This is a genomic window from Clostridium sp. M62/1 (assembly GCF_020736365.1).
GTDB classification, from domain to species: domain Bacteria; phylum Bacillota; class Clostridia; order Lachnospirales; family Lachnospiraceae; genus Otoolea; species Otoolea saccharolyticum_A.
In genome coordinates this window covers 1,329,151-1,342,729 of the sequence record NZ_CP085988.1, presented here as the reverse complement: position 1 = coordinate 1,342,729, position 13,579 = coordinate 1,329,151, and the positions used below count along the sequence as shown (strand labels likewise).

Below are 13,579 nucleotides of genomic sequence, written 5' to 3'. Positions count from 1 at the left end.
TATTCACAGAAGAAACTTCCTCCTGCTTTGTTCGAATTCTTCCTCCTGCAATATATGCCACTTTCTTTTTTGATAAATCCCGGGACTGGCAAAACGTATGGAAAAACTCGTTAGCTGCCACAATCTCTTTCCTTTTTCCGGAAGCCTGATACACGTTCAGACACTGTGTCTCATTTGAATCCCGTTTTTTTAATTCAATTCAAAAAACTATATGCCTTTTAAACGATTTAAAGGGGTATTAGAACGGCCTTTCCGCGTCTTTGAGGAAAAGCTCAGGTTATCCATATTAAATTCGCTAAAATGGCAAATAGAACTCTCTCCAGGTATCTGCCCTTTAAGGCCTCAGAGAGTTATAATCGCTTCAGTCAGCCCTTTTAGACTGGCCTGGCTGCACAGCCCTTTATCACTGCCCACAGAGAGTGGTTTCACATGAATTGCAGTACGTTCCGTCATACGCAAAGATGCCGTCCCCAGTCACTCTGAAGACGGCATTGCTGCTTCCATATTCAGTTTTGTGAGACAGAAAGAGCCAAATAGCCTCCGAAGGGCGATAGATGTTTTAGTTATTTCGGCCAGCTAGCGGTTTTTCTGTCCAGGTCTGCGGGTTATCTCCTACTACTCTTCATCCGGAATATACTCTACGATATCCTCGATTCTGCAGTTCAGGATTTGGCAGAGAACTTCCAGCGTATGGGTCGACACATACATGTTCTTTTTCAGACGTCCAATCTGGCCGGCACTGAAGCCATAGTATCGAATTAAACGATACTGAGTCATCTGCTTTTCCTTCATAGTCTTCCACAGCTTATCATATGTTATCATCTTTTTCACCCTTTCCCTATCAATTAAATAACGAATGAAACAGGCCTTATATAACCGAAATTTGGATATTATTTTTAATTATAATAATTTTGTAAAAAATACACAATGTGAAAGAAGATGATTTGTTAATAAATTGTACAAATTGACAAGCAAAAAGCTGTTAAAAGCAGAACAAATTTTGGTGAGAGATGATTTCGAAGATCTATTTTCAATGGCATACATGGGCAGAGAAGTATAGGACAGCTGGATGATAAGTTCTTCTGATAAAGGGCCAAAAAAGGAGGTTCCCCTCCCGCGGTGTAATCCGCTGGAAGAGAAACCTCCCCAAAGTCAAATAATCTGAACGGAGATTATTGATTATTAGTTAAGACCACGCCATCCTACGATAACCTTTCCGTCAGCTGCTACAGTGTATGTATACTGATCGTCATCATATAACTGGATGAACGGAATGGATACAAGAGAATCCTCGCTTGGATCGTATCCCTGAGCCTGCATAATCACCTTAGCCTGAGCAATTAACTCATCAGCTGTGTAGGACTGTCCGCCTGGTACAGAGATGGATTTAACCTTCTTGCCTGTGAATGTTACATTAACATCCTCTGTCTCAATACCCTCGTTCTCGATGTCGTACTTCTTGCTGTCGCTCTTTGTAGACTGAACTTTGCCCTTGTCATTTACCAGGTAAATGTCGCCGTTTAAGTAGTACAGTCTGTAGTCGTCGTCAGCCTCAAGTCTCTTTCCGTTGAAGTACAGGTAGTTGTCCTTCTCTCCTGTGTAGCCCTGGCCGTTCTTGCCGTTCTTTGTGTTGAAGTAGAAGTCATATGTATCATCGTCGCACTCTACGTCAGAAACCTTGCCGTCCTGCATATAGCCGTTCTCGTCGAAGTAGTAGAAGCCGCCGTCGTCAGCGATATACTGAAGGCCTGTCTGCATCTGGCCGTTCTCGTTGAATGCGAAGTACTTCTTGCCCTTGGCGCTGTCTACTTTGATCTTGGCTACGTATACCGGGCCGTCCTCGTCGTCTGTAGCATAATCTTTAGCATTTGCATCAGCATGCTTAGCCTCGCCGTCGTCGAAGAAGTACCAGTCTGTATCGCTGTCTGTTCCAACGTCCTCGGAACCGTCGATCTCATACCAGCCGTCGCCTCTCCAGCCTTCCTCTACGATGTTGTAGTAGTACATATCGCTGATGCTTGCACTTCCTGGTGTAGCATTTCCATCAAGCTCTGCGTTGGAAGGTGTTCCGGTTACCTTTGTTGGTGTGTTGTTGATCCACTCGTAAAGCATCTGGCCATGCTCGTTGAACATGTAGTAACGGCCGTTTACTTTCTTCTTTCCTGTATCCTTGTACATCTTGCCGTTGGATCCGAACCAGTACCAGCCCTCGTCATCGCAGTCGTCCTCGTCTGCGCAGTTAAGGATCTGCTCATCGTCGTTATCCTCGTCAGCATCGCCTGGCTTCTCCAGCCATAACCACTGGTTCTCTGCTCTCCAGCCTTCGTCCTCGCCGCCTAAGTAGTAAACGTCACCGTTCTCCTCATGCCAGCCGTCAAGCATCTCACCATCTTCGTTGAAGTAGTAAGTCTTACCGTTGATCTTCTTATCATCGTCAGTAACTTTCTTACCCTTACTGTCGAAGTAGTACCAGTGATCTCCGTCCTCGTCTGGATCTGTTACATCTTCATCAGCTGTTGTCTTGATCCAGGCATTCTTTAACATAGCGCCGTCAGAACCTACGTAGTACTCATCGTCTACCCAGGAGTCTGTCAGCATGTTTCCATCTTCGTCAAGGTAGAACCACTTGGAGCCATCCTTTCTCCACTCGTCCTCTACCATATTATCATCGCTGTCATAGTAGTGCCAGATACCATCCTCATCCTTCTCCCAACCTGCGAAAGATGTCATGGAAGCGCCTACAGCGAGTAAAGCTGCTGCAGAAAGAACTGCAACTAATTTAGTCTGCTTTCTCATAATGAATGCACTCTCCTTTTTTCTTCTTGAAATCATTTTTTTCGAAATTCCTAACTGCATTACGTGGCTATTATACTTCGGATAAGGGAAATTATCAATAGTTTTTTAACAAAAAAATAAATTTATTTCCATTCACTTTTTTGTAAATATGTACGATTTCCCTTTCAGAAGTGCCTCACCTCCGATACACTCATATCATAATACACCTTTACCCAAAATACAATAACATTTCTCTGTGCATTTTCTTACAGAATCATTACAGAACAAAAAAATTAATCAAAAATTGTACTAATATCAATACAATCTTAAGATTTGAGCTGTACTTTTGCTGATTTCATGCTATAATGTTCATATTTAATTCTATAAGGCTGTTTTTTGAACAGCAGCCAGAAAGCAGGTATTATGGATCGATATGGATTGATATGCAGAAATATTCTGGAGCATCCCGATATTACACAGAGGGAGCTGGCAAAGAGGCTGGATATTTCTCTCGGAACAGCTAACAGGCTGATAAACGACTGCCTGGAGCAGGGGCTGGCTGTGATAGATTCTGAGGCGAATAAATATACATTAACTGAAAAAGGAATGGCACTGCTGCTTCCTTATAAGGTAGACGGAGCGTTAATTATGGCTGCAGGCTTCGGCTCCCGCTTCGTGCCTCTCACCTTCGAAATGCCCAAGGGACTTCTTGAGGTTTTCGGAGAGCGGATGATCGAACGCCAGATCAAGCAGCTTCACTCTGTCGGAATCACCGATATCACTATTGTGGTGGGATATCTGAAAGAAAAATTCGAATATCTGATTGACAAATATCAGGTAAAGCTCCTCTATAATCCCGAGTATTCTTCTAAGAATAATCTCGCCACCATCTATCACGCCAGAGAAGTTCTTCGCGGGAGAAACATGTATATTCTCTCCTCAGACAACTGGCTCAGGGACAATATGTTCCACGCCTATGAGTGCGGGGCCTGGTATTCCACTTCCTATATGGAGGGAAACACTTCTGAATGGTGCGTAAAAACCAATAAGAAGGGGCGAATTTCTTCTATTTCTGTAGGAGGACATGATTCCTATGCTCTGTACGGACCGGCTTTCTTCTCCCGGGAGTTTTCGATGGAGTTTCTTCCTATTATAGAGGACTATTATCACCGGCCTGGCACCGAACAGTTTTACTGGGAAAATGCCCTGATGGAACATCTCCAGGAGCTTGCGCTTTTTTCCAACCCGCAGCCGGAGAATCAGGTTTACGAATTTGAGAATCTGGAGGAGCTCCGGCAGTTTGATCCCAAGTACCAGAATCACTCTGATAATGAAGCCCTGGCTCTCGTTTCCAGAGTTTTCGAGATACAGGAGGAGGAAATCACCAATATCCGCTGTCTGAAGGCAGGAATGACAAATAAATCTTTCCTGTTTGAACTTCGGGGAAAGCATTACATCTGCCGTATTCCGGGGCCGGGGACGGAACAGCTCATCAACCGAAGGCAGGAAGAGGCTGTCTACCGTGCTGTCAATCCTCTTCATATGACAGAGGACATTGTCTATTTTGATGGGAAAACCGGATACAAAATCGCCCATTACTATGAGGGGGCGCGCAATGCAGATCCCCACAGTGAGGAGGACATGAGGCTCTTTATGAAGGAGCTTCACAGACTTCATGAATCCGGTCTTTCGGTTCCCCACTCCTTTTCTCTGCGGGAACGGATCGATTTTTATGAGGGCCTGTGCCGCGGACGGGAAAAAATGCTGTTTGAGGATTATCCGGAAGTGCGCGGTCACATGAACCGGCTTCTGGAGCTCCTGGAACTGATGGACAGACCTCAGTGTCTCTCTCATATTGACTGCGTCCCTGACAATTTTCTGATTCTCCCGGACGGCTCCGGTAAAATCATTGACTGGGAATATGCAGGCATGCATGACCCTCTCATCGATATTGCCATGTGCGGTATTTACTCCTATTACAATGAGGAAGAAATGGATCATCTGATTGAGCTCTATCTGAAGCGTTCCCCAGATGAAGAGGAACGCTTTGTCATCTATGCCTGTGCAGCTCTGGGAGGTTTTCTCTGGTGCCTGTGGGCAGTTTTCAAAAGCAGCCTGGGTGAGGAATTCGGCGAGTATACCTTAATCATGTACCGCTATGCAAAGCTCTATTATAAAAAGCTGCAGCAGCTCGGCGCCCTTACTGATTAAACAGTTTCGGCACATCTATGCACACGGTATGTTTTTATGATACAATGGGATAAAATGGATTTTTGATCGACACGATTACACAGGAGGAGTTTTTATGATACAAAGGAAACGTCTGCAAATAGTCGGTCTTGCCTGCCTGCTGGGGGCGCTCTCACTGCACCCGGCCATGAGCGCATTTGCGGCCTGGACAAAGGTAAACGGTATCTATACAGACAGCTCGGGAACTGCGATTGCCGGAGTGGCAGCCAGAGGGATTGATGTGTCTCACTGGCAGCAGAGCATCAACTGGGATGCGGTAGCTGCCGACGACATCCAGTTTGTCATGCTTGGAACCAGATACAATAATGCCGTTGATCCTTTTTTTCAGTCCAACGCATCCAAGGCCGCTGAAGCAGGGCTGAAGGTCGGCGCCTATATTTACTCCTATGCCACAACCACGCAGATGGCTGAACAGGAGGCTGATTTCGTGCTGAATCTGATTAAGGACTATCCTATCTCCTATCCCGTTGTCTTTGATGTGGAGTCCTCGGAGATGAGCGCCCTCTCTCCTTCTGAGCTAAGCGCCGTGATCAATGCTTTCTGCAAAAAGATCAGAGCTGCAGGCTATTATCCCATGGTCTATGCCAATGACTACTGGCTTACCAACAAAATTGATATGAGTTCCGTGAACTACGATGTCTGGGTTGCCTGGTACGATGTGCGCCACTCCTATTCCAACGCTGCCATGTGGCAGGCTACCAACAGCGGAAGCGTTTCCGGAATCTCCGGCAATGTGGACATCAACTTTGCCTACAAAGATTTTTCTTCCCTGATTCCTGCTAACCAGTGGAGAAATATCGGAGGAAACTGGTATTACTATAAAGACTACGAAATGCAGAAGGGCTGGATCAATGACGGAAACGGCTGGTACTACATGGGGGAGGATGGAACTCCCCGAAGAGGCTGGATGCAGCTGGGAGGAAAATATTTCCATCTCGACGAATCCTCAGGCAAAATGACAGTGGGATGGTTTCGCGATTCCTCCAGCTCTAAATGGTATTACCTGAAGGATGACGGAGCTCTGGCCTATGGCTGGCAGCAGGTTGACGGGAAATGGTTCTATCTCGGAACAGACGGAGCCATGATGACCGGATGGCTGAAATCCGGCGATACCTATTATTACATGAAAAGCGACGGTTCCATGGCCACAGGATGGCTGACTATAGACGGCGCCTGGTATTATTTCAATCCGAACGGGGAACTGCTCCGGGGATGGGCCGACATCGGAGGCTCCCGCTATTTTATTGGAACAGATGGAAAGATGACTACCGGATGGAAAGAAATAGACAGGTACTGGTACTACTTCGGCACAGACGGAAAGATGGCTGTAGGGTGGAGACTGGTTGACGGGCGCTACTACTACCTTGACAATGAGGGAAAGATGAAAACCGGATGGCAGCAGATTGACGGAGGCTGGTATTTCTTAAGTCCTGAGGGAAAGCTGCGCGTGGGCTGGCAGCAGATTGACGGAAGCTGGTACTACCTGGGCGAAGACGGAAAAATGCGCACCGGATGGCAGCAGGTGAAAGGACTCTGGTATTATCTGGGCCAGGACGGGAAAATGCTGACCGGATGGCAGAAAATCGACAATGAGTACTACTATCTGTATACTGACGGCCGTATGCTCACCGGATGGCTCAATGACAATACTGGAAACCGTTATTATATGAGCACGAGTTCCGGCCGCATGATCCGGGGTTGGCGCCAGATTGATAACAGCTGGTACTATTTCAACAGCAGCGGCCATATGGTAAAGGGATGGCTGAGGGAAAACGGAAAGTATTATTATCTGGATCCCTCCACGGGCGTGATGGCTTCTGACTGCTCCCGGGTGATTGACAACGTCACCTACACCTTTGATCAAAACGGCGTCTGCCAGAATGAGACCAACTCTATGAGCGGCGTGACAACCGCAGAACCAGGAACAGCATCGTCCGGTTCAGGGATGGGAACTCCCGGCAGCGGAAATTCAGAAGCTGGAAGCGGACCTTCCGGAATCAGCGGACAGACTTCCCCTGGGAATTCGGAAAGTTCAGGCAGCGCCGGGAATTCCGGCGCTCCGGGCAGTTCCACAGGAGGCAGCGCTCCTGGCAGCTCCGGAACTTCCAATGCTCCGGGCAGTTCCTCCGGTACCGGTACTGCACGTCCAGGTTCAGGAAGCTCTGATTCTGAAGATCACTATACGATCGAACCTGGCCTCACAGGCGGACCAGGAAGGTAATATCTTTGATACTCAAAACCGGACAGGAGGGATTTTAATTGCAGAGAGGGCCGAAGGGCATCAGAAAATGATTCATGATGCCCTTCGGCCCTCTCTGTGCAGTTTCCTCTCTGATTTATGGCCTGAACTTATACCTCAAAGATCAGGTCTCCATAGCTTGGCAGCGGCCAAAGCTCCTTATCTACGATCATTTCCAGCTTGTCGGCAGGGCGGCGCAGCTCCTCCATCGCCGCAGTTACAATGTCGTGATATGCGTAAGCCCTCTCCTTGTTGCCTTCTACCTTTGCAGCCTTTTCTGTTTCCTCTGTCAGCCTGGCAAGGGCAGTTTTCATATCAGACAGCAGATCGGATGCTTCCAGGAGAAGCTCCTTCTGCACACTTGTGTCCGCTTCAGGACAGGCTGTCTGTACAGCAGTCAGGGATTCTGCCAGATTTGCCGTATAGCGGATCACCGCCGGAATAATCTGCTTTCCTGCCATGTCGATCATGGTTTTGGCCTCAATATTCACAGTCTTTGCGTAGGATTCGTATTCAATCTCAGCTCTGGACTCCAGCTCTGCTCTTGTATATACGCCAAAGCTCTCAAACAGGCGGATAGCCTTATCTGTGATCAGCGAATCCACGGAGTCGATTCCGCACTTGAGGTTAGGAAGACCCCGGCGCTCTGCCTCTTCTACCCACTCTTCTGAATAGCCGTTTCCGCTGAAAATGATTCTCTTGTGCTCTGACATGGTGCGTTTGATAAAATCGTGGAGAGCCATGTCAAAATCATCAGCCTTCTCCAGCTCGTCGGCAGCCTCCTTAAAAGCCTCTGCCACAATCGTGTTGAGAACCACATTCGGTGAGGAAACAGAGTCAGAGGATCCCACCATTCGGAACTCAAACTTGTTTCCCGTAAATGCAAACGGGGAGGTTCTGTTTCTGTCTGTCGCATCCTTCACGAAATTAGGCAGCGTGGCAACTCCGGTGCTCAGGCGGTCGCCCTGTTTTGTATGGGTGGCCTCTCCGGTGCTGCAGAGCTGTTCTACCACATCCTCTAACTGCTCTCCGAGGAAAATGGAGATAATCGCTGGCGGAGCTTCTGCCGCCCCCAGACGGTGATCATTTCCAGGCACTGCCGTAGACTCTCTGAGCAGATCTGCATGCACATCCACAGCCTTCATAATACATGCCAGCACAAGCAGAAACTGCATGTTGTCATGAGGCGTATCTCCAGGATTTAACAGATTAATTCCGTCGTCTGTGGACAGTGACCAGTTATTGTGCTTTCCTGAACCATTCACCCCTGCAAACGGCTTCTCATGAAGCAGGCAGGTCAGCCCGTGATGGCCGGCAATCCTCTTCAGTGCCTCCATCATCATCTGGTTATGGTCAACGGCCACGTTCACCTGTGTGTAGATTGGGGCCAGCTCGTGCTGCGCCGGAGCAGCCTCATTGTGCTGGGTCTTGGCTGTCACGCCGAGCCTCCACATTTCCTCATTGACTTCTTTCATAAAGGCTCCGACTCTGGGGCGGATACTTCCAAAGTAATGATCATCCATCTCCTGTCCCTTTGGCGGCATAGCTCCAAACAGGGTGCGCCCCGCGTAAATCAGATCCTTCCTCTGGAGGTATTTCTCCTTATCCACAAGAAAATACTCCTGCTCCGGACCTACATAGGGGATGACTCGTTTGGAGGTCGTATTTCCAAACAGGCGCAGGACTCTCAGAGACTGCTCGTTGATCGCCTGCATGGAGCGCAGCAGAGGTGTTTTCTTGTCAAGAGCCTCTCCCCGGTAGGAACAGAAGGCTGTGGGTATGTAGAGTGTCACTCCCCATGTGTCCTCCCTCAGGAATGCGGGAGACGTACAGTCCCAGGTAGTGTAGCCTCTTGCCTCAAAGGTAGAGCGCAGACCGCCGGACGGGAAAGAGGATGCGTCCGGCTCTCCCTTGATCAGCTCTTTTCCTGAAAACTCCATAATAACCCGCCCATCGCTTCCGGGAACAGAGATAAAGGAATCATGTTTCTCAGCTGTAACGCCTGTCAGCGGCTGGAACCAGTGTGAAAAATGGGTAGCTCCCCGCTCAATAGCCCACTCCTTCATGGCATGGGCAACCACATCCGCAATGGATGGATCCAGTTCCGTTCCGTCTTCAATAGTCTTTTTCAGCTTTAAATAGACATTCTTCGGAAGGCGCTCTCTCATCACGGAATCATTGAATACATTCTTTCCGAAAATCTCGGATACATTTGTGATGCTGCTCATCTGAATATTCCTCCAATTTAATATTTGTCAAATCCTCAGGACTGTCCCTTGACAGCCGTCCCGGGGATCACCTTTCTTTTCCCTATGTCAGTTCCCTGTACAAACATTCCCAAAACGGACGCGCCGGCACTTGGAAAGAAAATAAGCCCGCCTGCCCGGAAATTCTGCTCCTTGCGCGCAGAAATCCGGGCAGGCTGGCTTATCTCATCTGAGGGACAGCTTAAGCCTTTCCAACGGAACCAAATAATTCCATCTTCTCTTTTACTGTCGCCTTGATTGCCTCTGTACCAGGAGCGAGGAGCTTGCGCGGATCGAATCCCTTGCCCTCAAGGTCTTTGCCTGCTTCAATATATTTGCGTGTTGCATCAGCGAATGCTAACTGGCACTCTGTATTTACGTTGATCTTTGCAACGCCTAAAGAAATGGCTTTCTTGATCATGTCTGCCGGAATTCCCGTACCGCCGTGAAGAACGAGAGGCATATCGCCTACCTTCTCCTTGATGGACTCGAGAACGTCAAATCTTAATCCCGGCCAGTTTTCCGGATACTTTCCGTGAATGTTTCCGATTCCTGCTGCCAGCATATCAATGCCGAGGTCTGCCACAGCCTTGCACTCGTTCGGATCTGCGCACTCGCCCATACCTACAACGCCGTCTTCCTCGCCGCCGATGGAGCCGACCTCTGCCTCAAGAGAAATGCCTTTTTCATGACATATTTTCACTAATTCCGTTGTCTTCTCCACATTCTCGGCAATCGGATAGTGGGAGCCGTCGAACATGATGGATGAAAATCCTGCCTCGATACACTTCTTAGCGCCCTCGTAGGAGCCGTGATCCAGATGCAGGGCAACCGGAACAGTGATGTTTAACTCCTCTACCATAGCTGCAACCATAGCCGCAACTGTCTTGAAGCCTGTCATGTATTTTCCTGCACCCTCAGATACACCGAGGATAACCGGGGATTTTAACTCTTCTGCTGTCAGAAGAATTGCCTTTGTCCACTCAAGATTGTTAATGTTGAACTGGCCAACTGCGTACTTGCCCTCTCTTGCTTTATTGAGCATTTCTTTCGCTGATACTAACATATCGCTGAACCTCCTTCGCATTTCTCTACTTACCTGCGCTTATTATATACCATTTTTTGTTTTTTGAAAAGCTGTTCCTCATTTTAATATGCGGATTCCCCGGCTCTGTTTTTCCAGATCCGGTCTGGACAGAACAGGTGAAAATTATAGTTTTTGTACACTATTCAGGCTGTATTTCAAAAATTTCTGTATATTCTGTCCAGACAGGTTTCCCTGCCTCTCTGCTGCTTCCCTGTGTGCCCGCTGTAATGTGCAGGACTTCTGCCGAAATACCGTTTAATTCCAGCATTGTGAACAAAATAACAATCCCTATCTCTCCTGCCAGAGAATCTGTCTCACCATATCCTCCATTTCCTCCGGCCTGCACGTGCGATTGTGACGGATCTCGGCATTTCTTATCTCTTTTACAGCCATGGGAACAGGAATTCCTGATTTTTCCGCCATTTTGTCACACAGCTCAAATTCATCCTCAGGAAGTGCTTCCCTCTCCTCTGTGCAGTCACAGATGGCCTCCATCACGCTTCTGGAAAATTTGTAAGGACTTGCCGTGGAGGCAATGACTGTCTTTGTCTGATCGCCGGTTTCCTCCCTGTATCTTCTGTATACAGAGGAGGCGACACCTGTATGGGTGTCCATCAGATAGCCGGTATCCCTGAATACCTTGCGGATCTCCCCGGCATTTTCTTCCTGGTCTGCAAAGCCGCCTGTAAAGTCGGCTATTTTTTCTTTCATGGCAGTATTAATCTCATAAAAACCGTTTTCGGCAAGCTGCCTCATCAGCTCTCCCGTTGCCTTTGCATCGCAGTCGGAGGCCAGGTAGAGGAGACGTTCCAGGTTGCTTGAGATGAGAATGTCCATGGACGGAGAGGTTGTGAGAATAAACTCTCTGCGCCTGTCATAAACACCTGTTTGGAAGAAATCATAGAGCACTTTATTGTCATTGGAGGCGCAGATCAGGCGGCTGACCGGAAGTCCCATTCTCTTGGCAAAATAGGCTGCCAGGATATTTCCGAAGTTTCCGGTGGGAACTGTGATGTTGATTTTCTCTCCCTCCTCAATCTCACCGTTTTCCAGGAGTTTTCCGTACGCATACACATAATACACGATCTGAGGCACAAGACGTCCGATATTGATGGAGTTGGCGGAGGAGAGGACAAAGCCCCTGTCTGCCAGTTCAGCGGCAAACTCCCTGTCTCCAAAAATCTTTTTCACTCCGCTCTGGGCATCGTCAAAGTTTCCGGCGATAGATGCCACTGCCGTATTCTCTCCCCTCTGCGTCACCATCTGAAGCTCCTGCACCCGGCTCACTCCGCCCTTGGGATAGAATACGATAATCTTCGTCCCCGGCACATCCGCAAAGCCGGCCATAGCTGCCTTTCCCGTATCCCCGGAAGTAGCCGTCAGGATTACAATGGTCTTATCTGCCCTGTTTTTTCTGGCTGCCGTCGTCATCAGATGGGGCAGAATCGACAGCGCCATATCCTTAAATGCAATCGTACTTCCGTGAAACAGTTCCAGATAATAGGCGCCGTCTGCCTTTGCAAGCGGAGCAATCTCCTCTGTGTCAAATTTGGAGTCGTAGGCACGGCTGATGCAGTCTCTCAGCTCCTGCTCGGTAAAATCCGTAAAAAAGAGCTTCATCACCTCATATGCCGTTTCCTGATAGCTCATGCCTGACAGTTCCCTGAGAGAACAGTCAAGAGCAGGGATTTTCTCCGGCATAAAAAGTCCTCCGTCATCTGCCAGCCCCTTTAATATCGCCCGGGAAGCTGTCACATGGTTCTCGCCGCCTCTGGTACTGTTGTAGTAAATTTCCATTCTTCTCATCCTCTTTTCTGCCTAATCCGGCCCCTTTCTTATCTTGGGCCTCTCTGGCTTCTGACTGGTCTTTCGCCATGATCCGGCTTCATTTTTTCTGTGGTTTCCGGAAATATCAAACACATTTCTATACTATGCCTGAATCTTCTCTTTCCCTGAATCAGAATATTTGTATGGTTCAAAATTTTATCATATTTTATCTGGAAGCGCAACTTGAAAAGGGCAGAGCAGCACCCCCCCAAAAAAGCTATCAGCGGCGCGGGCAGACAGCAGACGGGCAGCTTTCACAGTCTGCGGTTGACCTTTTTGCCTTTCTCGTGCAAAATAAATAGCATACTGGAAATAGAATAATTTCGCACAGGCGCTTGAACGGGTATTGTTCTCTGAAACAGACAGGAGACAGCCGCCCGGCGCGCCCTTATAAAGGAGATTTTATGAATTACGACCATATCTTAAGCGCTGTTTTTCTGGAACGTCCAAACCGCTTTACCGCCCTGGTTTCCCTCCCCTCCTCATCCTCCGGCAAAACGGCTGTCTGCCATGTTAAAAACACAGGGCGCTGCCGGGAGCTTCTGATCCCAGGCACCTCTGTCCTGATCGAGCACCACCCTGATGCGCTTCAGAAGGGCAGGAAAACAGAGTACTCCCTCATCGGCGTCTATAAAGAGCGCGCCGGCAGGTACGGGGAGACGCTTCTCATCAACATGGACTCACAGGCTCCTAATCAGGCAGCCTTTGAATGGCTGTGCCAGGGCGGCCTGGGCCCCGTTTCCGATGTCAAACGGGAGGTTCGGTTCGGCGGCTCACGGTTTGATCTCTCTTTTCGTAAGGACGGTTCCTTCTGTTTTATGGAAGTCAAGGGAGTGACTCTTGAAACGAACGGAACTGCCAGCTTTCCAGATGCCCCCACAGAGCGCGGGCTGAAGCACCTTCTGGAACTTGAGAAGGCTGTGAAAAGCGGATTTCAGGCCTATGTACTCTTTGTCATCCAGATGAAAGGAATCTGTGCTTTTACGCCCAACCGAGGGACCCATCCCGCTTTTGCCGATGCGCTGAAACGTATCAGCCAGAATGGTGTACAGATTCTGGCAAAGGACTGTCTTGTGACAGAGCACTCCATGAAGATTGATGGGGATGTTCCTGTATTTCTGTAGCAGATTTTCTGCACATAAGTCTGTTCTGTCA

At 48.5% G+C, this 13,579-nt stretch carries 8 protein-coding genes; 3 read left to right on the top strand and 5 right to left on the bottom strand.

The window, feature by feature from the left end:
- Window positions 1–615: 615 nt before the first annotated feature.
- Complete coding sequence (locus tag LK436_RS06615) at window positions 616–822, bottom strand: helix-turn-helix domain-containing protein (RefSeq protein WP_008397568.1); 207 nt, start codon at window positions 820–822, stop codon at window positions 616–618.
- 360 nt (window positions 823–1,182) lie between these two features.
- A complete protein-coding gene (locus LK436_RS06610) occupies window positions 1,183–2,796 on the bottom strand; it encodes a glucan-binding protein (protein ID WP_044931245.1) in 1,614 nt (537 codons plus the stop codon).
- A 402-nt stretch (window positions 2,797–3,198) separates the two neighbouring features.
- Here LK436_RS06610 and LK436_RS06605 point away from each other — a divergent pair, with 402 nt between their 5' ends.
- Together LK436_RS06605 and LK436_RS06600 are read left to right on the top strand one after the other, a co-directional pair.
- Window positions 3,199–4,986 carry a phosphotransferase gene (locus tag LK436_RS06605; protein ID WP_008397571.1) on the top strand — a complete coding sequence of 596 codons (1,788 nt, stop codon included), beginning with the start codon at window positions 3,199–3,201 and terminating at the stop codon, window positions 4,984–4,986.
- A gap of 94 nt (window positions 4,987–5,080) precedes the next feature.
- Window positions 5,081–7,246, top strand: a complete 2,166-nt coding sequence (locus tag LK436_RS06600; RefSeq protein WP_008397573.1) for a GH25 family lysozyme — start codon at window positions 5,081–5,083, stop codon at window positions 7,244–7,246.
- A gap of 128 nt (window positions 7,247–7,374) precedes the next feature.
- Here LK436_RS06600 and LK436_RS06595 read toward each other — a convergent pair whose 3' ends face one another.
- The 3 genes from LK436_RS06595 to thrC all read right to left on the bottom strand — a co-directional run bounded on the left by LK436_RS06595 (window position 7,375) and on the right by thrC (window position 12,394).
- Window positions 7,375–9,492 (bottom strand): glutamine synthetase III, encoded by a 2,118-nt coding sequence (locus tag LK436_RS06595; RefSeq protein WP_008397574.1) that lies wholly within the window; start codon window positions 9,490–9,492, stop codon window positions 7,375–7,377.
- 220 nt (window positions 9,493–9,712) lie between these two features.
- Window positions 9,713–10,576, bottom strand: coding sequence for a class II fructose-1,6-bisphosphate aldolase (gene fba, locus LK436_RS06590; RefSeq protein ID WP_015544925.1), 864 nt, complete (start codon window positions 10,574–10,576; stop codon window positions 9,713–9,715).
- 309 nt (window positions 10,577–10,885) lie between these two features.
- On the bottom strand, window positions 10,886–12,394 hold the full coding sequence (gene thrC / locus LK436_RS06585) for a threonine synthase (RefSeq protein ID WP_021966834.1): 1,509 nt from the start codon (window positions 12,392–12,394) through the stop codon (window positions 10,886–10,888).
- Between the two features lie 434 nt (window positions 12,395–12,828).
- Between thrC and sfsA the strand changes: the two genes are divergently transcribed.
- Window positions 12,829–13,548, top strand: coding sequence for a DNA/RNA nuclease SfsA (gene sfsA / locus LK436_RS06580; protein WP_008397583.1), 720 nt, complete (start codon window positions 12,829–12,831; stop codon window positions 13,546–13,548).
- The last annotated feature ends 31 nt before the right edge of the window (window positions 13,549–13,579 follow it).